The sequence below is a fragment of the Gordonia crocea genome (assembly GCF_009932435.1).
Lineage (GTDB): Bacteria > Actinomycetota > Actinomycetes > Mycobacteriales > Mycobacteriaceae > Gordonia > Gordonia crocea.
Genome location: NZ_BJOU01000018.1, coordinates 20,798 through 41,962, shown reverse-complemented (window position 1 = coordinate 41,962; position 21,165 = coordinate 20,798). Strand labels below are relative to the sequence as shown.

Genomic DNA, 21,165 nt, shown 5'->3' with positions numbered 1-21,165 from the left:
GGCGAATCCTGCGGAATCCGGATCCGCACCCCCGCACCGTCGACCTCCTCGACGACGACGCCGGTGTACTGGCGCGGACCCAGGATGGGATGGGCGCGCAGCACGGTCGCGAGATCGGACGCACTGTCCCCCATCGACAGCGCGTCGCGCAACCGCTCCGAGGTCATCCCGGAAATGCCGATCAACTGCTTGCCGGTGATCTCGCGCGCCGTCTCGTCCCCGGCCCGGCGCAGCACCGACAGCCGGAACCCGATGGCCAGCAGGTGGTGCTGCAGCGCCACCTCCTCGGCGATGCGCAGCAGCGCGCCCCGGGAGAACTCACCGAAGACCAGGTCTTCGACGAGGTCGCCCCGGTAGTCGACCTTGCCGTCGGTCGCCGTCGGATCGATCGGACTGAGTTCGACGGTGGCCGCGGCGGTTTCGAGTACCGGGATGGTGAACTCGGGCAGCGGCAGTTCCTCGCGGTCCGGCTCGATCGTCACCGTCCACTCGCAGTGCGGATGCCGGTCGGTGGGCACCCGCGGCGGTCGGTGCACCGGTCGGATCCGGGCCCGACGGTTGGTGGCGATCGCCGTCGCATCGAACGTCGGGTCCTCGATGTCGTGGCACATCGACGTCACGTAGTCGTCGCCCATCGGCTCGACGTCCATCAACGCGCCGCAGTGGTTGAGGATGAATCCCCCGTGGTACTCGTCGTGCACCACGTAGCGGAAGTCCATGAACTGCGGCGGCGCGCCGATGTCGAGTTGCAAGCACTTGAACATGTCGACGACGCCGTCGCCGTCGATCCCCAGCGCCGCACGCATCCGCCCGGTGTAGACCGGGCTGGCCGCCATCCACTCCTCGATGGCGACCTGGGTCATGCCCTCGCGGCCGAAGGCGGTGATCAGATGTGCCATGCCGCTGCGGTCGATCAACTGCCCGGAGAGGAGCAGTTCGGGCACCAGCGTCGCCAGCTGCGGCGCGGTGAAGTCGGCGTATCCAGAACGACCGAGAGGGGCTGTGTCGGTCATCGTCGTCACCAGAACTTGACCGGCGCCTTGCCGAAGTCGTACCACCCCGGCAGGTTCCCCGGTGCCGACTTTTCCACGCGCGCAAGCATTTCGTCGCTCATCGCCTTATCGGTCATCAGCTCGATGAACAGGGCGCTGACGTTGCCGTAGTCGAAGAAGTCGCGCTGCCAGGCGAATTCGAAGTTGCCGCCGTACTTGAACCAGCTGCCCTGGATGCCCTCGAGCGCGTAGTTCGAGCCGTCTTCGCGGGTCCGCTCGTAGACCTGCTTCCACAGGCCGATCATGTCTCCGGTCTTCTCGTCGATGACCCAGGTCTGGTACGGGTAGGTCCACCCGTTCAGGCCTTCCATCTCCTGGCCCAAGGCCAGGTCGCGGATCTCGTCGCGCCCGACGGCCATGAAGTCCTTGTTCGGCCCGTAGTTCCAGCCGTAGGTGGCGTCTTCGGCGTAGTAGGAGGCGAGCGGCTTCCAGTCGCCGGCCTTCTCCGCTTCGATGTTGGCGGCCAGCCAACGCGATTTCATCTCCTCCAGTTCGGCGCGGTCGAACGGGCCAAGGCTGGTGGAGGCGCTGATCTCGGTCATGGTCGGTCGTTTCCTTTTGTTGGTGGGGGTTTGCGGTCGCCGGTGCATCAGTCTTCGACGATCCGCAGGGCTTGGGTCGGGCAATAGCGCACGGCCGCTTCGATGGCCGGGCGCTCACTGTCGTCGGGCGTCGGATTGAGGATCAGGACGTGGTCGCGCTGGGCTTCGAAGACATCGGGAGCCTCCATCTCGCACATCCCGTGCCCCTGGCACAGGTCCAGGTCGACTTCGATTCTCATCGTCGAACCGCCTAGTCGCGCTGCCGGCGGCGGTAGCGGACCCGGCACGGTTGGGCCAGCTGCACAACCATTTTCGAGTGATCGTTGTGGTAGGACTCCGGGTCCTGCGACAGCTCGAACTCGTAGTTCTGCAGCAACACCGAGAAGATCGCCTTGATCTGCATCATCGCGAACTGGGCGCCCACGCAGCGGTGCCGGCCGGCGCCGAACGGGATCCACGTCCAGCGGTTGATGATGTCGTCCTGGCGCGGGTCGATGTAGCGGTAGGGGTCGAACGAGTCGGGCGTCGGGAAGTCCTCGGGCAGCCGGTTGTTCACCGCCGGCGAGACCGCGATCAGCTGCCCGGCCTTCACCAGGGTGTCCTCGATCTCGAAGTCCTCGCGGACCAGTCGCATCAGGATGATCAGCGGCGGGTGCAGGCGCAGCGCCTCCTTGATCCCCGCCTCCAGCAACGGGATCTGGCGCATCGCGGCGAACGAGTACTCGGGCTTGCCCTCCCCCTTGTCCTCGTAGATGTCGTCGAGCTCGGCGACCACCTCGGCCATGAAGTCGGGGTGGCGCAGCAACTCCAGCAGGGTCCACGCCGAGGTGCCCTGGGTGGTGTGGTGCCCGGCGAACATCATCGAGATGAACATGCCGGTGACGGTGTCGGCGCTGAACATCGGCGAGCCGTCCTCATTCTTCAGCGAGACGAGCACGTCGAGCAGGTCACGATTCTCCTTGTCGGTCTCCGGGTTCGCCTGCCGCTCGTCGAGCACGCCGGCCATGAACTTGACCAGCTCGGCCCGCGCCGCGTCACGACGGCGGAAGCTCTCGATGTCGGCGTGGTAGTCGACGTAGGCGTACGGGTCGGTGCCGCGCTCGAGGTCGTGGTAGATCTCCGAGATCCGCTTGTTCAGGCTCTCGCGGAACTTCTTGCCGATCAGGCACGACGACGAGGTGTACAGGGTCAGTTCGCCGAACCACTCGAGCAGGTCGATCTCGCCCTCGTCGCCCCAGTCGGCGATCATGCGCTCGACCTCGTTCGGGATGGTCACCGCGTGCTGCTTCATGTGGGCGCCCTTGAGCGCCTGGTTGTGCAGCGCCTTGGACCGCTCCTCCGGGCTGGTGTCGAAGACGACGCCCTCGCCGAACACCGGGGTCATGAACGGGTAGGCGGCGGCCTGGTCGAGCAGTTCGTCGGGGGCGCGGAAGAACTCCTCGTTCGCGCTCGCCCCCGACACCAGCACGACCTCGCGACCGGCCAGTTGGAACAGCCCGACGTCGCCGCACTCGTTGCGGACGCGCCAGAACAGGCCGATCGGGTCGTTGGTCAGGTCGTCGAGGTGGCCGTGTTCGCCATCGCCGCCGGAGACCCGCCTGGGGATTGTCGTGGTAGTCATCGGTTCACACCTTTCACTGCTGTTGCGGCTGGGGAAGTTTGGTCAATTTGCCCTCGGCTTCGACCTCGACGACGCGCATGTGCGCGCCGGGCGGCATGGCCACGATCGCGCCGATGGCCTGCGCCAGGTTGTCGGGGGCGAGGAAGTTGCCGTGCCGGGCCAGGCCGAAGGCGATCCAGTCGTTGAGCATCGCCTCGGTCTCGCCCTGGTCGAGGTTCATGCCCATCCCGGTCATGGTCTGGCCGGGGCGGATGATGCTGGCGCGCACGCCGGTGCCCTCAAGTTCCATCTGGACGGTCGCGACCAGGCCGTCGACGCCGGTTTTGGCCGCCACGTAGGCCGACGACCAGGGCCGCGGATGGACCGCGACGTCGGAGCCGATGAACACGAAGTCGCCGCGGCGCCGCTCGATCATGCCCGGCACGATCGCCCGGTAGAGGCGGAAGGCGCCGACGAGGTGGATGTCGATCTGCTCGGCCCACTTCTCGACGGGGATCTCGTGGGCGCGGCCGATACCGAGGTCACCGGCCCCGGAGATCGCGATCTCGATTGGCCCCCAGGCACTTTCGGCTTCTCGCACTGCCTCGACGACGGAGTCGTTGTCGGTGACGTCGAGCGCGACCGCCATGGCCTCACCGCCGTCGGCGATGATCGACTCGCCGATCTCCTTGCACTTCTCGACGCGGCGCGCACCGAGGATGACGGGGTATCCCGCGGCGCCGAGCCAGCGCGCGGTCGCCTCGCCGATGCCTGACGAGGCGCCGGCGACGAACACCGGCCGCCGCTCCGGGTGCGGTTGGAACTTCGGCATCAGCGGGCCTGCACTTTCATCGGGAGGTTGGCGAACCCGCGGACGTTGACCGAGTGCACGCGCACCGCCTTGTCCAGGTCGAGTTCGTAGTCGCGGACGCTGCGGGCCACCCCGTCGAGGCCGATGTTGCTCTCGAGCCGGGCCAGGTGGGCACCGAGGCAGAAGTGGGTGCCCAGGCCGAAGCTCATCAGGTTCTGCGCGACGTCGCGCCCGAGGATGTATTGGTCGGCGTCGTCGCCGAACACATCGGTGTCGCGGTTGGCCGACCCGACGAGGAGCAGTACGCGGTGCTCGGCCGGGATGACGGTGCCGCCGAAGTCGACGTCTTCCACGACGCGGCGCAGCACCATCTGCGTCGAGTTGTCGAAGCGCAGGGTCTCCTCGGTCCACAGCGGGACGATGTCGGGGTCAGCGAGCACGCGGTCGAGCTGACTGCGGTTGCGGAAGCCCCAGTAGACGGCGTTGGCCAACAGCTTCGTCGTCGTCTCGTTGCCCGCGACGACCATCAGGAACATGAACCCGACGATCTCCTCGTCGGTGAGCTTGACGTTCTCGCCGGAAGTTTCGTCGACGACCTCCGCGTCGAGCAGCGCCGACAGCAGGTCCTCGCCGGGGCTCTTGCGACGGTCGGCGAGCAGATTCGTGTAGTAGGTGTAGAGGCCCAGGAAGGCGTGGACGGCGGCCTCCGGGATGTCGAGGACACCCTCTTCGCGGTGGATCAGCAGGTCGGACTGCTCGCGCAGGTAAGCGCGGTCGGCGAGGGGGACGTCGAGCAGTTCGCTGACCACGTCCATCGGCAGCTTGGCGGCGAAGTCTGTGACGTAGTCGAATTCGCCTGCCTCCAGGCACTTGTCCCAGTGCTGCTTGGTCAGCGCACGGATGTTGTCGGCGAGTTCGTTGACGCGCCGCGGGGTGAAGCCCTTGGACACCAGTTTGCGGATGCGCATGTGCTTGGGGTCGTCCATGGCCAGGAAGGACATCGACTTCGATGCATCCGGTCCATAGGCACTCGGGTCCATCGAGACGCCCCACGCGTTGGACAGCGCGATGTTGTTGCGGAAGGCGTTGCGCACGTCTTCGTGCCGCGACAGGGCCCAGAAATCGAGGTCCGAGTTGTAGTAGACCGGCGCCTCGGCGCGCAGCCGGGCATAGGTCGGGTACGGATCCTCGTGGAAGTCATAGGCGTACGGGTCGAATGGCAGCTGGTGCTGCATCCCCGCGATGGTCGTGCTCACGGATTCTCCTTGGGCTGGGAATGGGTGGGTCGGGTTATCGCTTGTCGCGCATGATGAGTAGCGCTGCCTCGGTGAGGCGGTCGGCGGTGTCCTCGTAGGACATGTGGCCCATACCGGCATGGACCAGGCCGCCGGCATAAAGCATTTCGAGCGCTTCGACGACGGGGCCGGGGTTCTCGGGGTCGACCTCGAGCGCCGCGGCGAGCTGGCGGCGGATGAATCCGCCGATGCGCAGGCGCAGGTGCTCGACGTCGGGGTCGGTGCCCAGCAGGGCGACGGTGACCGCGCCGCCGAGGTCGCCGTCGCCGGTGACGATGAGCGCGACCGAGCGCAGCAGCGCGACGACGCGGTCGGTGGTCGACAGCTCCGGATCGGGTTCGGGGACTCCCTCGGCCAGGCGGCGCCAGAACACCTCGGCCACGAGGTGGCTCTTGGAGCTGAAGTACGTGTACGCGGTGGCCGGGGCGACGCCGGCGAGCTTGGCGACCGCGCGGACCGTGAGGCCGTCGAAGCCCTCGGTGCGCAGTACCTCGACGGCCGCGTCGGTCAGCTTGGCGACCGTCTCGGCCTGCTGGGCCGAGAGCCGGCGACGAGTGGATTCCTGAGAAACCGAGGTGGGTGCAGGAGTGGACATGTGAGCCACGCTACACTACATTCGTACTCACGTCTAGACAGGTGTCCAGACGATGGACCAGACAGTGTTATCCAGACCTCCGACAAGGGAGAAACCCATGGCCTTGCGCCCGGAAACCAGCTCCGAACTGCTCATTGATGGAAAACTCGTCCCCGGATCGGCTGGCGCCTTCGACATCGTCAATCCTGCGACGGAGGCGGTGATCGGCCAGGCCGCCGACGCCGGCGCCGACGATCTCGACGCCGCCATCGACGCCGCCCGCCGCGCCTTCGACACCACCGACTGGTCGCGCGACCACGCCTTCCGCGCCACCTGTCTGCGCCAGCTGCGCGACGCCTTGCTCGCCCACTCCGAGGAGTTCCGCGCGCTGGCCACCGAAGAGATCGGCTGCCCGAGCTTCCTCACCGGCGGGCCGCAGTTCGAGGGCCCGGTCAACGACCTCGGCTACTTCGCCGATCTCGCCGACAACTACCAGTGGACCCAAGACCTCGGTGAGGCCAAGCCGATGGGGATCCCCAACGTGCGCGAGATCCGCTACGAGGCGGCCGGCGTCGTCGGGGCGATCACGCCGTGGAACTTCCCGCACCAGATCAACTTCGCCAAGATCGGCCCGGCCCTCGCGGCCGGCTGCACCGTCGTCCTCAAGCCCGCCCCGGACACCCCGTGGGCCGCGGCGTTGGTCGGCAAGGTGATCGCCGAGGAGACCGACTTCCCGCCAGGCGTCGTGAACATCGTGACCTCGTCGGATCACGCGCTGGGCGAGCAGCTGGTGCGCGACCCCCGCGTCGACATCGTGTCGTTCACCGGGTCCACCGCCACCGGCCGCAAGGTCATGGTGGCCGCGTCGGAAACCCTGACCAAGGTGTTCCTCGAGCTCGGCGGCAAGTCCGCGTTCATCGTCCTCGACGACGCCGACCTGCGAGGCGCCTGCTCGATGGCGGCGTTCAACGTCGTCACCCACGCCGGCCAGGGCTGCGCGATCACCACCCGCCTGCTGGTTCCGCGCGAGAAGCTCGACGAGGCCATCACCGCCACGCGCGACGCGATGGCCGGCCTGCCCGCCGACGACCCGGCCAAGCCGGGCACCATCTGCGGTCCGCTCATCTCGGCCAAGCAGCGCGAGCGCGTCGAGAGCTACATCAAGCTCGCCGTCGACGAGGGTGGCACCGTCGAGATCGGCGGCGGTCGGCCCGCGAGCAAGGAAAAGGGCTACTTCGTCGAACCGACGCTGATCTCCGGCCTGGACAACTCCGCCCGGGTGGCCCAGGAGGAGATCTTCGGCCCGGTCCTCGTGATCATCCCCCACGACGGCGACGACGACGCGATCCGCATCGCCAACGACTCCCCGTACGGGTTGTCGGGCATGGTCTACGGCACCGACGAGACGCGGATCAACCACGTCGTCAACGGGGTTCGCACCGGGACGATGGGAGTCAACGGCGGCATCTGGTACGCCGCCGACGTCCCGTTCGGCGGATACAAGCAGTCGGGCATCGGCCGCGAGATGGGCGTCGCCGGCTTCGAGGAATACCTCGAGTCCAAGGCCGTCGCGAGGCCGGCATGACGCCGACTGGGCCCTCATTCCCGCCGAGTGGGCCCTCATTCCCGCCGACTGGGCCCTCAATCTCGTCGACTGGGCCCTCGATCTCGTCGAGTGGGCCCTCAATCCCATCCACACCAACCCAACCAACCCAATAGATAGGACAACCCAATGAGTTCAGGACGCTTCGACAACAAGACCATCATCGTGACCGGCGCCGCCGGCGGCATCGGCGAGGGTTACGCCCGAGGCCTGGCCGAAGAGGGCGCCAACGTCGTCGTCGCCGACCTCAACGACGAGGCCGGCGAGAAGGTCGCCGCCGACATCGGCGGTCTGTACGTGCACACCGACGTCTCCGACCCGGAATCCGCCGAGGCACTCGCCGCAGCCGCCGTCGAGCGCTACGGCAACATCAACGGCCTGGTCAACAACGCCGCCATCTACGGCGGGATGAAGCTGGACTTCCTGATCACCGTGCCGTGGGACTACTACAAGAAGTTCATGAGCGTGAACCTCGACGGGGCGCTGGCGGTGACCCGCGCGGTCTACCCGCACATGAAGGACGGCGGCTCGATCGTCAACCAGTCCTCCACCGCCGCTTACCTTTACAGCGGCTTCTACGGCCTCGCCAAGGCGGGCATCAACAACCTCACCTTCCAGCTCGCCACCGAACTGGGCGGCAACAACATCCGCGTGAACGCGATTGCCCCCGGGCCCACCGACACCGAGGCGACCCGCACCACCACCCCGATCGAAATGGTCGAGGACATGGTCAAGCAGTTGCCGCTCAAGCGATTCGGCAAGCCGGAGGACCACGTCGGCATGTGCAAGTTCCTCCTCTCCGACGAGGCCAACTGGATCACCGGCCAGATCTTCAACGTCGACGGCGGGCAGGTCTACCGACCATGAGCGACGTTCGTCTGGGATATGTCGGCCTGGGCAACATCGGCGGCCCGATGGCCGGGCGGCTCGCCGCCTGGCCGGGCGGCCTGACCGTCTTCGACCTGTCCGACGAGGCCGTCGCCAAGCTGGTCGAGAAGGGTGCAGCCAAGGCCGACTCGCTGGCCGCGCTCGGCGAACAGGCCGACGTCATCGGGATCTGCGTCGTCAACGACGCGCAGGTGCGCTCGGTGGTCGGCGACCTGCTCACGACGGCCAAGTCGGGCACGGTGATCACCGTCCATTCGACGATCAGCCCGGAGACAGCGATTGAGCTGTCGGCAACCTGCGCGGAGCAGGGTGTCCACCTGATGGATGCTCCCATCTCCGGCGGCGCACCCGGCGCCGAGCAGGGTCGGCTGGCCATCATGGTCGGCGGACCGCGGGAGGCCTATGAGCAGATCAAGCCGCCGTTCAAGTTGGCCGGCGACATGCTCGTCCACGCGGGCGACGAGGTCGGCGCGGGCACCAGGATGAAGCTGGCGCGCAATCTCCTGCATTTCATCTCATTCAATGCGGCGTCGGAGGCACAGCGCCTGGCCGAGGCCGCCGGGATCGACATCGAGAAACTCGGCAAAGTGGTGCGCCACACCGACGCCATCACCGGCGGTGCCGGGGCAATCATGCTGCGCAACACCACCGCACCGATCGATCCCGACGACTTCTGGTACGGCGTATTCACCCACGTGGTGAACTTGGGCAGCAAGGATCTCGATCTGGCCTTGGCCTTGGGCCGCCAGCTCGACGTCGACCTTCCCCTGGGCACCATCGCCCGCGCCAACCTCGCGTCGGGATTCGGTGTTCCCGATGCCGAAGACAAAGGAGTCAACGCATGAGTTCAGGAACCGCCGTAGGCGGCGAGGGCACCGAGCACCGCAAGCGCGGTGTGGCGAAGATGTCGGAGGTGTACGGCTGGGACATGTCCGACGGTCCCGGACTGCATTTCGCGCACACCGCCGATCAGCTGTTCGCCGAGGTGTGGACGCGTGACGCACTCACCGACCGTGATCGTCGGCTGCTGCTCCTGGGCCTGTTGGCCGGAAACGGCCACGTCGACGTCGCGGAGATCCAAGCCGGGGCGGCACTGGGCAAAGAGGAGCTGACCCCCGAGCAGCTCGAGGAGATCGCCCTGTTCCTCTGTTACTACGCCGGTTGGCCGGTCGGCACCAAGATGAACACCGTCTTCGGCACCGCCATCAAGAATTGGCGCAAGGCGCAGAAGCAGGACTGACCGTGGATTTCGTCGAACTCACCGGCGGTGCCGGACATTCCCTCATGAGCGCAACGCCGGGCCCCGACCTGGCCGCGCACGGCTACACCGAGACCGAGTACGCCGCTACCGGCGTCGTGTCCGGGCTCACGCGGGACGGCGAGGCCCCGCCGGCCGAGTTCACCACTCGCGTCCTCGTCCGCCGGCCGAGCACGCCGGAGTCGTTCAGCGGCACCCTCGTCGTCGAATGGCTCAATGTGAGCAGCGGAGCCGACGCGGCACCGGAATACACCTACGTCGCAGAGGAACTGGTCCGGGCCGGCCACGCGTGGGCCGGGGTGTCCGCGCAGTACACCGGCGTCGAGGGCGGCACCGGGTCGGTCGAGGTCGATGCCGGTCCGAGCGGCCTTGCCGCGAAGGACCCGCAGCGGTACGCCCAGATGAAGCACCCGGGCGACGCGTACTGCTACGACCTGTTCGCCGCGGTAGCCGCCGCGCTGCGGGGGCCGGGCGGGCCGCTGGGTGGGCTGATCGTCGACCGCATCCTCGCGGTCGGCGAATCGCAGTCGGCGATGGCCCTGACGACCTACGTGTCGGCCTTCGCGCCGGTGCACAAAGTCTTCGACGGCTACCTGGTCCACAGTCGGGCGGTTGCCGGACTCCCCCTCGGGGATATCGGCGGCCCGGCCGACATCTCCGTCGCGTTCTCCGGAGACCCGACGAGCATCCCCGACGTCGGGGCGCCGGTCCTCGTCGTGCAAACCGAGACCGATCTGCTCACCAACTTCCGCTACTACCTTGCGCGACAATCAGATTCGGATTCGTTGCGGGTGTGGGAGGTGGCCGGGGCCGCCCATGCCGACCTGGCACAGATCGGACCATTCGAAGAATTCCTCGGCTGCCCGGATCCGGTGAACCGCAGCCAACAGCGGTTCGTGCTGCGCGCGGCACTGCGACATTTGGATCGCTGGGCCCGCGGCGGCGACCCGCCGCCTTCCGCAGAGCCGTTGCAGCTCAATGGATCTGACGACCCGGCGTTCGTTCCCGACGAGGTGGGCAACGTTCGCGGCGGGGTCCGCACCCCGTGTGTCGAGGTGCCGACCCAGGTGTTGAGCGGCATTGTGCCCGAACCCGTTTCGCGGATCTGTTTGCTGTTCGGGTCAACCCACCCGATTCCCGACGAGGTGCTCGCCCAGCGCTACCGCTCGTCGTCGGACTACCTGCGCAGCTACGCCGACGCCACCGACGCCGCGATCGCGGCCGGATTCATCGTGCCCGAGGACCGCGACGAGGTTCTTGGCGAGGCCACACCCGACCTTGTCGTCGAAGCAACCGAGACCGTCAAAGACGCTTGAGCGTCGCTCATCGAGGGCCCAGTCGACGAGATCGAGGGCCCAGTCGGCGGAAAAGAGGGCCCAGTCGACGAAGATGAGGGCCCAGTCGACGAAGATCAGGGCCCAGTCGGCGGGAAAGAGGGCCCAGTCGGCGATTAGGGGGTCGCAGCGGCGGCCTCGGCCAAGAACTCGTCGGTGAGTTCGCGGACTCGGCCAGAGAACACGTGGCCGACATGCCCGCCGGCGTACCACTCGATCCGGCCACCCCAGTGGTGGTGCAGTTTCTGGGCCGCGGTCACCCAGGTCACCCGGTCGTTGAGCGCGGCGATCACCAACCTCCGGTCCGGCTCCGCATAGGGCGTCACCGCCAGCGGGTCGACGACCGACGAGACGGCTCGGACACTGTCCGAGCGCAGCAGCGCGGCCGCCTCCCGGCCGATCTTGCCGACCCGGTCCATGTGGTGGGCCAGCGTCGTGTGCACGCCGAGCATCGGCACCAACGCCAACACCGAGGACACCAACGGCTCCAACCCGGCGACGAGTCCGGCCAACGGTCCGCCCAGCGACGTCCCGGCAATGGTCACCTCGGCCGGATCCTGCGCGCCGATCCAAGACACCAGCGCCCGGATCTCGGCGACCGCCCGAATCGTCACCGCGATGTTCTCCAACGGGTCGAAACCCGGGAAGGCGACGTTGGGGTGCCGCCGTGCGCCGTGCGCCGGCAGCACCGGCAGCACCACGTTGTATCCCAGCTTCTCGTGCAGGTGGGCGGCCCGGAACGAGAACATGTCGTCGGGACGGCCCTGCCCGGCACCGTGCACCCAGATGATCCAGCGCCGGCCCGGCTCCTCGTGGGCCAGCACCCGCGCCGACGACACTCCGTCGAGGTAGGGCGCATAGGCGGCCATCGGCTCGGGCAGGTCGACGTCCAGCTTGAAGTCGACGTGGTCGTAGACCGTCGTGGTGAAGCGCTTGCGGCTGCGCCGCAAGATCGTCGGCACCGGCTGGGGGCGGTTGACCCCGGTGACCCCGAGCTCGGTGAGCACCGGCGCGGCCGCGTCGCAACGCTGCACCGCGGCGGCGAGGTCGTCGATCTCCGACACGTCGCGCAGCACCGAGTTGAGGGCGACGAACAGCTCGTCGACGGCCGACTCGCCCACCGTGCGCGCGCCGACCTTCGACGGCGGAATGCCCAGGCGCTCATCGCCGTTCTTCGCCGCGCGCGCACTGGCGACGGCCCGCGGCACGACGTTGGCGAACAGACCCACGCGGGCCACAGTCGTATCCCAGATGGTCAGACCCACGATGGCTACTCGACTCTCTTGGGCGGCTTCGCCGCGGGATTGGTGGGCGGCTTGGCCGCTGATTGGTCGGCGTCCTGCGCCGCCAACATCCCCCGCTCGACCAACGCCGTGCGCACTTCGTGCAGCGACTCGCGCACGCGGTCGAGGAAACCCTCCGGATCGGGCATCGACTCCGGCGTCGTGATGAGCCCCATGCTGATCCGGCCGGCATAGCTGTAGGCGGTGAGGTTCACGTCGGCCGGCGCGATCGCCAGCGCGAACGAGATCCAGTCCACCACCTCGATGTCGCCCACCCAGCGGGTCTCACGGGGACCCGGCAGGTTGGCCGTGGTGATGTTGTTGACGACGCGCGGCGTGACCGGGGCCGCCAGCTTGCGGAACACCGGGCCGGTGCGGCCGGTGTAGACCGCGATCTGGTCGGTCAGCTCGAAGCCGATGCTGCGCCGCTTGGTGACCGCCGCGGCACAGCTCTGCGCGGTCGCGGTCAGCCGCTGCACCGGGTCGGCGATGTCGGTGCGCAGATAGGCCAGCGCGGTGGAGATCTCATTGCCCGCGGTGCGCGTCGACGCCATGTCGGCGGCCACCCCGAACACCGTCACCGCCGGCGAGCGCAGGTCCTCGCTGCGGGCGATCATCTCGGCGCGCTTGGCCCCGGCGATCACCCCGTGCAGGGCGCCGTTGACGGTGGTCCCGGTGGCGACGGCGATCTGCTGGAATTGCGCGAGCGGCAGACTCGCACTGGCACAACGCCGTTCGCCGCCGCTGGGTGCGGAGAAGCTGTTGCGCGACGACTCCATCGGCTTGGGCACCAGGTGCCGGTTCTCGAACCGCCGCGAGGTGACGATGCCCTTGACCAGCCGGCCGGTGGCCTTGGGCACCTCCCGGAAGAGCTTCTTGGACTCGGCGCGCGCAGTGCGCAGCAGTTCTTCGCGCTGCACCGCCTCGATGTCGCCGACCGGGGCGGGCGCCACCGTGCCGCCCCGCTCGGCGGTGGCGGTCATGAACGTGTTGAGGGCGGCCAAGCCGTCGGCGACGGCGTGGTGGACCCGCACGACGATGGCCTGCTGGCCGTCGGCGAGGCCGTTCACGAGGGTCAGCGCCCACAGCGGCCGCGACCGGTCGAGTTGTTCGACGGACAGCTCGGTCAGGATTGTGTCGAGCGCCCGACGATCGCCGGGGGCGGCTGCGGTCCGCTCGTCGAGGTGGGCGCTGACGTCGAAGTTCTCGTCGGCCACCCAGAACGGGCGCGCCGAGTAGGTCGCCGATGCCGCCTCCACGCGCTGTGTCGCACGCGGGAAGTGTCCGAGGTAGTGGGGCAGTACGTCGACGAGCTCGTCCAGGGTGATCGGGCGGCCGCGCCGCGACGGGTCGACGATGGCCACCTTGAGGGTGTGCATCGGCGTCGTCGGATTCTCCATGTTGAGCATCAGGGCGTCGTTGCCCGACAGTCGCTGCAGTCCGGTCATCGTCCCTCCTCGGTGAGGTCGCGCTTGAGCACCTTGCCGGTGGCGTTGCGGGGCAACAGTTCGATGAAATGGATGTCGCGCGGCACCTTGTACCCGGCGAGCTGGCTCTTCACGTGCGCCTTCAACGCGTCGGCATCGACGTCGGAACCGCCGGACCGCACGACGAAGGCGGCGAGCCGCTGGCCGAACTTCTCGTCGTCGACGCCGATCACCGCGACCTCGGCCACCCCCGGGTGGGCGTCGAGGACCAGCTCGACCTCCAGCGGGTAGACGTTCTCGCCGCCGGAGACGATCATCTCGTCGTCGCGTCCGACGACGTAGAGCAGGCCGTTCCCGTCGATCCGCCCGACGTCGCCGGAGAGCATGTAGCCGTCGGCGTAGTCCTTGGTCTCGGTGCCGGTGTATCCGTCGAAGGCCGACTCGTTGGCCACCGCGATGACGCCGATCTCGCCGACCGGGAGCGGGCGCCGATCGTCGTCGAGAATCCGCACCCGGGTGCCGGCGATGGGCCGCCCGGCGGTGTCCGGGGCGATCCGCAGGTCGGCCGGGGTCGCGGTGCTGATCAGACCGGCCTCGGTGGCGTTGTAGCTGTTGTAAACCACGTCGCCGAAGCGGTCCATGAAGGCGGTGAGCGATTCCGCGCGCATCCGCGACCCGCTGGCGGTGGCGAACCGCAGCGTCGGCATCGGCTTGGCGTCGAGCACATCGACGGGCAGGTCCATGATCCGTTCGAGCATCACCGGGACGACGGCGAGCCCGCTCGCACCGTGGTCGCGCACGAGGTCGAGCGTGCCTTGCGGGTCGAACCGGCGACGCATGACCATCGTCGCGTGCATCGTCGACGAGATGGCCATCTGGCCGAAGCCCCAGGCGTGGAAGATCGGGGCCGCGATGACCGTCGTCTCCCCGCCGCGCCACGGGATGCGGTCGAGCATCGCCGCGAGCGACGAGACGTCCGATCCGCTGGCGCCGCGCTTGGCGCCCTTGGGGGTGCCGGTGGTGCCCGAGGTCAGCAGGATGATCCGGCCGGGTTTGCGCGGCGGCGCCGGGCGCTGCCCCATCCGGGAGGAGATGAGGTGCTCGACGGTGCCGGGATCGGCGCGCAGGCCGATCCCCTCCTGCCACGACCACAGGCACCGCAGGCCCGAATCAGATTGGCGGGCATGGTCGATGAGGCCGGCGAACTCGTCGTCGGCGATGAGGATGTCGGCCTGTTCGCGCTTGAGGACGTCGGCGAGCTGCGGCCCGGCGAACCCGGTGTTGAGCAGGACCGCGTCGGCGCCCAACCGGATCGTCGCGGCGATCGCCTCGACGATGCCGCGGTGGTTGCGGCACATGATCGCGACGGTGCGCGGCGGCCGGACGGTCGACTCACTGAGCCCGACGGCCAGCGCGTCGGCCCGGGCGTCGAGTTGCGCCCAGGTCAGCGAGCCGGCCTCGTCGTGCAGGGCGACGGCGTCGGGGTATTGGGCGGCGGCGAGGCCGATGCCGCTGACCGCGTTCGTCCCGCCCTGGCGGCGCAACGACAACCCCATCCGCAGGTAGCGGTCGGGGCGCAGCAGGGTGAGGAATCCGCTGGACACCAAGACGCGGACGATCCACGCGTAGTGGCTGAGTCGGTTGCGCAACGCGGTCATGGCCTCACCCGATGATCGGGAATCGACGGTCGCGGTCGAGTTCGTCGAGGGCGGCCTGCATCCGCGACCGGATCTCCTCGTCGACGGCGTCGATGTCGGGGTCCTCGCCGAACTCGGCGGTGATGTCGATGGGGTCGAGCACCTGGGTCACCATCTTCGACGGCAGCGGCACGTTGGGCGGCATGCCCAGCGTGAGCCCGAAGGGGAAGCCGAAGGTCAGCGGCGCCCGGGTGGCCCGGATCAGCTTGTCCAGCCGCAACAGTTTGGCCAGGCCCGCGCCGTCGTTGAGGAACAGCTGGGTCTCCTGGCCGCCGATGGTGACGATGGGGACGATCGGCACCCCTGCTATGATGGCGGTGCGCACGTAACCCTGTTGGCCGTTGAAGTTGATCTTCGCCGACGCCGAGGTGGGCCGCATCGCGTCCCAGACACCGCCGGGGAACACCAGCGTCGCCATGCCCTCGCGCAGCGCGGCGACGGCGTTGCGCGGATGGGCGCGCAGGAAGCCGAACTTGCCGAAGATGGTGTCTCCCGCCCCCAGGAACACCAGGTCGTGGGCCAGCGTGCACAACGGTCGGTCGGCGCCGAACTCGTCGGCGAAGGCGACCGCGATGAGCGGGACGTCGTAGGCGACCATGCCGCCGGAGTGGTTGCTGACCAGCAACACTCCCCCGTCGGGCACCTTGTCCATCCCGCGCACCTCGGAGCGGAAGTAGACCTTGGCGATGGTCTTGAGCAGCGGTAGGACGCGGGCCACCCACTCGGGGTCCCAGCGGGCTTGCGAGCCCTTCTCCGGCACCGGCTGCGACTTGTCTTCGGCCACGGTCGCCACCCCCTTCGTATCGATCGACTCCCTGCTCTTTATTGTCGTTTCACCATCGGCGGCCCGCGGGCCATCGAGGAAACTAGAACGTGTTCTAGTTTTAGAATAGAGCACGTTTCCCGGATCCGCCATCCGAGACCACCAGCCGTTCCGCCCACCGCAGAGGAGACCGCCGTGCGCGTCCTGATCACCGGTGCCACCGGATTCGTCGGCGGCTGGACCGCCGACGCGATCGCCCGCCGCGGCCACCAGATCCGCTTCCTCGTGCGCAACCCCGACAAGCTGGCCCGCGCCGCAGCCTTTTTCGGGTTCGACGCCGACGACGCCGTGGTCGGCGACATCACCGACGAGGCCGGCGTCGCCCGGGCCCTGCAGGGCTGCGACGCCGTGGTGCACGCGGCCGCCGAGGTCGCCCTGCACGGCACCGACGCCGACGGGGAGCGGGCCCTGGTGCAGCGCAATCTCGCGGGCGCGCGCAACGTGATCGGCGGGGCCGTGCGGGCGGGCATCGACCCGGTCGTGCACGTGTCGAGCATCGCCGCGCTGTGGACCCCGACGACGGCGGTCATGCACGGCGACCTGCCGGTCACCGGGGGCGCCGGCGCCTACGGGCAGGCCAAGACCGCGGTGGAGGTCTACGTCCGCTCGCTGCAGGACGAGGGAGCACCCGTCGCCATCGTCTACCCCACCGGCGTCGCCGGCCCGTCGGCCGCCGGGCACCGCGGGGAGGCCGGCGACGGCGTGCGCACCCTCGCCGGCGTCGGGGTGCTGGGCCGCACCGCCGGGCTGACCCTCGTCGACGTCCGCGACCTGGCCGACCTGCACGTCCGCCTGCTCGAACCCGGGCACGGCCCGCGCCGCATCCTGGCCGGCGGGCACCGGATCATCGGCGCCGACCTCGCCCGGGCGCTGCGCCACGCCTCGGGGCGGCACACCCGCTACGTGCCGATCCCCAACCGCGCGCTGCTCGGGATCGGCCGGCTCGCCGACCGCTTCCGCTCGCTGGTCCCGGCCGGCGTCGACCAACTCAGCGAATCCGCCGCCCAGTACCTGCTCTACCCGCCGATCCCCGACAACAGCGCCGCGGCGTCGCTCGGCGCCACCTTCCGGCCGGCGACCGAGACGATCGACGCGGTGTTCGACGACGACTGATCCGACCCGCCCGCCGGGGCGGGGTTAGTCTGGGTCCGTGTGTTCCGACGATGACGTGACGACACCGTTCTCCCCGGCCGACGCCGCTGCTGTCCGAGCGTTGTGGGAGCCGCTCGGGCTGCCCGGGGTGATCGACATCCACACCCACTTCATGCCGGGCAATGTGATGGACAAGGTCTGGGCCTACTTCGACTCGGCCGGCCCGCTGCTGGGCCGGGATTGGCCGATCACCTACCGCGCCGACGAGCAGGCCCGCGTCGACGGTCTCGAGGCGTTCGGGGTGCGCGCGTTCACGTCGATGATCTACGCCCACAAACCCGACATGGCCGCGTGGTTGAACTCGTGGGCCGTCGACTTCGCCGCCCGCGAGCCGCGCTGCCTGCACACCTCGACCTTCTACCCGGAGCCCGGCGCGGCGCAGTACACCGCGGCGGCGATCGAGGCGGGGACGCGCATTTTCAAAGTGCACGTGCAGGTCGGCGACTTCTCCCCGTCCGACCCGCTGCTCGACCCTGTCTGGGGACTCGTCGCCGACGCCGGCCTGCCGGTCATCATCCACTGCGGCTCGGGTCCGGCGCCGGGTCGGCACACCGGCCCCGGGCCGGTCGCCGACGTGTTGTCCCGGTTCCCCGGACTGCGGTTGATCATCGCGCACATGGGGACCGTTGAGTACCTCGACTTCCTCGACCTCGCGGAGCGCTACGAGAACATCGGGTTGGACACGACGATGAGCTTCACCGACTTCGCCGAAGCGGATGCGCCGTACCCCCGCGAGGCACTGCCCCGAGTGAGAGCCTTGGGCGCCAAGGTTTTCTGGGGATCAGACTACCCCAACATCCCCTACCGCTACGCCCACGGCATCGAGGCGCTGATCCGGCTCGACCTCGGCGACGACTGGCTGCGCCGCGTCCTGCACGACAACGCCGCGCAGTTGTTCGGGCTCTGAGCCGGGCTACTTCTGGACGAGCGTGCGGCCGATCACCAGGCGCTGAATCTGGTTGGTGCCCTCGAAGATCTGGGTGATCTTGGCTTCGCGCATCAGCCGCTCCACGCGGTAGTCGCGGGTATAGCCGTAACCCCCGAAGACCTGGACCGCGTCGGTGGTGACCTTCATCGCGGCGTCGGTGGCAATGAGCTTGGCGACCGACGCCTGTCGGGAATACGGCAGCCCGGCGTCGCGTCGACGGGCGGCGTCGAGATAGGTCGCCCGGGCCGAGTCGACGGCCGCAGCCATATCGGCCAGCAGGAACGCCAGCCCCTGATGTTCGATGATCGCCGAGCCGAACGCGGTCCGCTCGTTGGCGTAGGCGGCCGCCTCGTCGAGAGCTGCCTGCGCAATACCGACGGCCACCGCCGCAATGCCGAGCCGACCGGAGTCCAGTGCGCTGAACGCAATCGACAATCCTTGCCCCTCGTCGCCGATCCGCCGCTCGGCGGGAACGAACGCCGCGTCGTAGAACACGGCCGTCGTCGGGACCGCGGTCAGCCCCATCTTCTCCTCGGGTTGCCCGAAGGCCAGGCCCTCGGTGTCCTTGGGGACCAGGAAGCACGAAATACCCTTGGATCCCTCGCCGGTGCGCGCGAAGACGTTGTAGAAGTCGGCGACCCCGCCGTGGGTGACCCACGCCTTGGTGCCGGTGAGCGAGTAGCCGCCGTCGACCGGTTCGGCCTTGCACACCAACGCCGCGGCATCCGATCCGGCCTGTGGCTCGGAGAGGCTGTAGGCGCCGATGGTGGCACCGCCGAGCATGTCGGGCAGCCAGCGTTGCTTCTGCTCGTCGGAACCGAAGGCCATCAGCGGGTGACAGGCGAGGCTGTGCACGCTGACCGCGACCGCGACCGCCGCCCAGCGCGCCGCGATCTCCTCGAGGACCTGCAGGTACACCTCGTACGGCTGATCGCCACCGCCCCACTCCGATGGGTACGGCAGGCTCAACAGCCCGGCCTCGCCCAGGGTGGCGAAGGCCTGCGCCGGGTACGTCTCGGTCTTCTCGTAGTCGTCGACGATCGGCAGCAGGGCCTTGTCGGCGATCTCGCGGGTCAGCGCGATGAGGTCGTGGGCCTCGTCGGTGGGCAGGAGGCGGTCGACCGGCATCGTGCTCAGTCCGCGACCACGACGACGGCCTTGCCGAAGACCTTGCCGCCTTCGAGGTCGCGCAGGGCCTGCGGCAGTTCGGCGAGCGGATAGGTGGTGTCGACCGGCGGGCGCAGGCCGTCGGCGATCATCTCGGTGAGCTCGTCATGCAGCATCGCCGGGACGCCGGGGTGGGTGCGGATGTACTCGCCCCACGCGGCGCCGACGATGTCGATGTTGCGGAACAGCACCCGGTTGAGCTTGACCGTCGGGATCCCGCCCGCGGCGAATCCGATGACGACGTAGCGGCCGTCGGGGGCGACGGTCCGCAGCGCGTCGTCGAAGACCTCGCCGCCGACCGGGTCGATCATGACGTCGACGCCGCCGTCGGAGAGATCCTTGACCTTCTCGCCCCAGCCCTCGGTGAGTTGCACGACCTCGTCGGCACCGGCGTCGCGCAGCATCTGCTCGGCCCCGGTGCGGTGCACGATGGCGATGACCTTGGCGCCCATCGCCTTGGCGACGCGGATCGACGCCGCGCCGACGCCGCCGGCCGCGCCGAGGACGCCGACCACCTCGCCCGGGGCGGTGTGCGCGCGCAGCTTCAGCGCGAAGATCGCGGTCTGGAAGTTGATGCCCATGGCCGCGCCCTCGGCGAAACTGAGGCCCTCGGGTTGGGGCAGCATCTGCTCGGGGACCGCGACCATCTGCTCGGAGAACCCGCCGATCCCGGCGAACACGAGCACCTTGTCGCCCACCCGGTACTGACCGCCCTCGGGCGCCTCGCGCACCACGCCGGCGACCTCGGTGCCCGGCGTGAACGGCAGCGGCGGGCGCATCTGGTACTTGCCGTGGCTCATCAGGACGTCGGGGAAACAGACGCCGCACGCCTTGATGTCGACGAGGTACTGCCCTGGTCCGGGCCGGGGATCGTCGACGTCGACGAGCTCGAGCCCGTCCGGACCGGATTCTTCACGCAGCACCTGAGCCTTCATAGCCTCACCCTACAGGTGGCGGGTACCGCAGTGGGCGGGGTGGAACGTGTTTCAACTTTGGCTACGATCAACCGCATGGATGCTGCGACGACCCTTCCGCCGACCCTGAGCCAAGAGCGCCTCGACGTGGCGCTGGCGGCCCCCGGATTTCTCCCCCTCGACGAGGCGCTGGCCCTGCACGAGGCGGCGGGAGTCTTTCTCGGACAACCGGATTCGGTCGGGATCGGCGTCGAGATCGGCACCTACTGCGGCAAGTCGACGGTGTTCCTCGGGGCGATCGCCGCGGCCCACGGCGCTCTGCTGGCCACCGTCGACCACCACCGCGGATCCGAGGAGCACCAGCCCGGCTGGGAGTACCACGACACCGCTTTGGTCGATCCGCACACAGGCACCCTGGACACCTCGGCACGTTTTCGCCGGACGATGTTCGACGCCGGCCTCGAGCAGACCGTCGTCGGCGTGATCGCCTCGTCGACGATGGGCGCCCGGATGTGGGGCCGCGAGGTGGACTTCGTCTTCATCGACGGCGGCCACTCGATGGCCGCCGCGCAGGCCGACTTCGACGGCTGGTCACCGTGGGTCCGCCGCGGTGGCGGCCTGCTCATCCACGACGTCTTCCCCGACCCCGCCGACGGTGGTCGCCCGCCCTACGAGATCTACCGCCAAGCCCTCGACTCGGGCCGCTTCGAGGAGGTGTCGGCGCACGGCTCGCTGCGGGTCCTGCGCCGCGTCGGCGCGTAACGCATCGCCGACCACCACATCGCCGACCAGCCGACCACCGCTTCGAGGTCGGAAC

At 68.8% G+C, this 21,165-nt stretch carries 21 protein-coding genes; 8 read left to right on the top strand and 13 right to left on the bottom strand.

Annotated features, from left to right (window positions below; all coding sequences use genetic code 11):
* The 7 genes from nbrcactino_RS16780 to nbrcactino_RS16750 all read right to left on the bottom strand — a co-directional run.
* Positions 1-1,013, bottom strand: a 1,013-nt coding sequence (locus nbrcactino_RS16780) for a hypothetical protein (RefSeq protein ID WP_161928610.1), incomplete at its 3' end; no start/stop codon positions are given.
* Positions 1,014-1,018: 5 nt separating this feature from the next.
* Positions 1,019-1,594 carry a Cif family virulence factor gene (locus tag nbrcactino_RS16775; protein WP_161928609.1) on the bottom strand — a complete coding sequence of 192 codons (576 nt, stop codon included), beginning with the start codon at positions 1,592-1,594 and terminating at the stop codon, positions 1,019-1,021.
* A gap of 47 nt (positions 1,595-1,641) precedes the next feature.
* Positions 1,642-1,833 carry a ferredoxin gene (locus nbrcactino_RS16770; RefSeq protein ID WP_161928608.1) on the bottom strand — a complete coding sequence of 64 codons (192 nt, stop codon included), beginning with the start codon at positions 1,831-1,833 and terminating at the stop codon, positions 1,642-1,644.
* Positions 1,834-1,844: 11 nt separating this feature from the next.
* On the bottom strand, positions 1,845-3,215 hold the full coding sequence (locus tag nbrcactino_RS16765; protein WP_161928607.1) for a cytochrome P450: 1,371 nt from the start codon (positions 3,213-3,215) through the stop codon (positions 1,845-1,847).
* 13 nt (positions 3,216-3,228) lie between these two features.
* Positions 3,229-4,026, bottom strand: a complete 798-nt coding sequence (locus nbrcactino_RS16760; protein WP_161928606.1) for an SDR family oxidoreductase — start codon at positions 4,024-4,026, stop codon at positions 3,229-3,231.
* On the bottom strand, positions 4,026-5,240 hold the full coding sequence (locus tag nbrcactino_RS16755; protein ID WP_161928613.1) for a cytochrome P450: 1,215 nt from the start codon (positions 5,238-5,240) through the stop codon (positions 4,026-4,028). Before nbrcactino_RS16755 ends, nbrcactino_RS16760 begins: the two co-directional genes overlap by 1 nt.
* 55 nt (positions 5,241-5,295) lie before the next feature.
* On the bottom strand, positions 5,296-5,895 hold the full coding sequence (locus nbrcactino_RS16750) for a TetR/AcrR family transcriptional regulator (protein WP_161928605.1): 600 nt from the start codon (positions 5,893-5,895) through the stop codon (positions 5,296-5,298).
* 97 nt (positions 5,896-5,992) lie between these two features.
* Here nbrcactino_RS16750 and nbrcactino_RS16745 point away from each other — a divergent pair, with 97 nt between their 5' ends.
* The 5 genes from nbrcactino_RS16745 (at position 5,993) to nbrcactino_RS16725 (ending at position 10,939) form a co-directional block, all read left to right on the top strand.
* On the top strand, positions 5,993-7,459 hold the full coding sequence (locus tag nbrcactino_RS16745) for an aldehyde dehydrogenase (RefSeq protein ID WP_161928049.1): 1,467 nt from the start codon (positions 5,993-5,995) through the stop codon (positions 7,457-7,459).
* Between the two features lie 147 nt (positions 7,460-7,606).
* On the top strand, positions 7,607-8,344 hold the full coding sequence (locus tag nbrcactino_RS16740) for an SDR family oxidoreductase (RefSeq protein ID WP_161928048.1): 738 nt from the start codon (positions 7,607-7,609) through the stop codon (positions 8,342-8,344).
* Entirely contained in the window at positions 8,341-9,210 is an 870-nt protein-coding gene (locus tag nbrcactino_RS16735; RefSeq protein WP_161928047.1) for an NAD(P)-dependent oxidoreductase, read from the top strand. The genes nbrcactino_RS16740 and nbrcactino_RS16735 overlap by 4 nt, the downstream gene beginning before the upstream one ends.
* The gene (locus nbrcactino_RS16730) at positions 9,207-9,605 is read left to right on the top strand and encodes a carboxymuconolactone decarboxylase family protein (RefSeq protein ID WP_161928046.1); all 399 of its coding nucleotides are present in this window, start codon (positions 9,207-9,209) and stop codon (positions 9,603-9,605) included. The genes nbrcactino_RS16735 and nbrcactino_RS16730 overlap by 4 nt, the downstream gene beginning before the upstream one ends.
* Positions 9,606-9,607: 2 nt before the next feature.
* A complete protein-coding gene (locus tag nbrcactino_RS16725; protein ID WP_161928045.1) occupies positions 9,608-10,939 on the top strand; it encodes an alpha/beta hydrolase domain-containing protein in 1,332 nt (443 codons plus the stop codon).
* A 134-nt stretch (positions 10,940-11,073) separates the two neighbouring features.
* Here the strand turns inward: nbrcactino_RS16725 and nbrcactino_RS16720 are convergent, their stop codons facing one another.
* The 4 genes from nbrcactino_RS16720 to nbrcactino_RS16705 are packed head-to-tail and all read right to left on the bottom strand — an operon-like array spanning position 11,074 to position 16,148.
* The gene (locus tag nbrcactino_RS16720) at positions 11,074-12,216 is read right to left on the bottom strand and encodes an alpha/beta fold hydrolase (protein ID WP_161928050.1); all 1,143 of its coding nucleotides are present in this window, start codon (positions 12,214-12,216) and stop codon (positions 11,074-11,076) included.
* Positions 12,217-12,227: 11 nt separating this feature from the next.
* On the bottom strand, positions 12,228-13,688 hold the full coding sequence (locus nbrcactino_RS16715; protein ID WP_161928044.1) for a wax ester/triacylglycerol synthase domain-containing protein: 1,461 nt from the start codon (positions 13,686-13,688) through the stop codon (positions 12,228-12,230).
* A complete protein-coding gene (locus nbrcactino_RS16710) occupies positions 13,685-15,325 on the bottom strand; it encodes an AMP-binding protein (protein WP_161928043.1) in 1,641 nt (546 codons plus the stop codon). The genes nbrcactino_RS16715 and nbrcactino_RS16710 overlap by 4 nt, the downstream gene beginning before the upstream one ends.
* A 4-nt stretch (positions 15,326-15,329) precedes the next feature.
* Positions 15,330-16,148 carry a lysophospholipid acyltransferase family protein gene (locus nbrcactino_RS16705; RefSeq protein ID WP_371864583.1) on the bottom strand — a complete coding sequence of 273 codons (819 nt, stop codon included), beginning with the start codon at positions 16,146-16,148 and terminating at the stop codon, positions 15,330-15,332.
* Between the two features lie 174 nt (positions 16,149-16,322).
* Here nbrcactino_RS16705 and nbrcactino_RS16700 point away from each other — a divergent pair, with 174 nt between their 5' ends.
* Together nbrcactino_RS16700 and nbrcactino_RS16695 are read left to right on the top strand one after the other, a co-directional pair.
* Positions 16,323-17,300, top strand: coding sequence for an NAD-dependent epimerase/dehydratase family protein (locus nbrcactino_RS16700; RefSeq protein ID WP_161928162.1), 978 nt, complete (start codon positions 16,323-16,325; stop codon positions 17,298-17,300).
* Between the two features lie 37 nt (positions 17,301-17,337).
* On the top strand, positions 17,338-18,246 hold the full coding sequence (locus nbrcactino_RS16695; RefSeq protein WP_161928604.1) for an amidohydrolase family protein: 909 nt from the start codon (positions 17,338-17,340) through the stop codon (positions 18,244-18,246).
* 6 nt (positions 18,247-18,252) lie between these two features.
* Here nbrcactino_RS16695 and nbrcactino_RS16690 read toward each other — a convergent pair whose 3' ends face one another.
* Positions 18,253-19,395 (bottom strand): acyl-CoA dehydrogenase family protein, encoded by a 1,143-nt coding sequence (locus tag nbrcactino_RS16690; protein WP_161928603.1) that lies wholly within the window; start codon positions 19,393-19,395, stop codon positions 18,253-18,255.
* Positions 19,396-19,400: 5 nt separating this feature from the next.
* Positions 19,401-20,369, bottom strand: a complete 969-nt coding sequence (locus nbrcactino_RS16685; RefSeq protein ID WP_161928602.1) for an NADPH:quinone oxidoreductase family protein — start codon at positions 20,367-20,369, stop codon at positions 19,401-19,403.
* Positions 20,370-20,444: 75 nt separating this feature from the next.
* Here nbrcactino_RS16685 and nbrcactino_RS16680 point away from each other — a divergent pair, with 75 nt between their 5' ends.
* Positions 20,445-21,110, top strand: coding sequence for a class I SAM-dependent methyltransferase (locus nbrcactino_RS16680; protein WP_161928601.1), 666 nt, complete (start codon positions 20,445-20,447; stop codon positions 21,108-21,110).
* Positions 21,111-21,165: the final 55 nt, after the last annotated feature.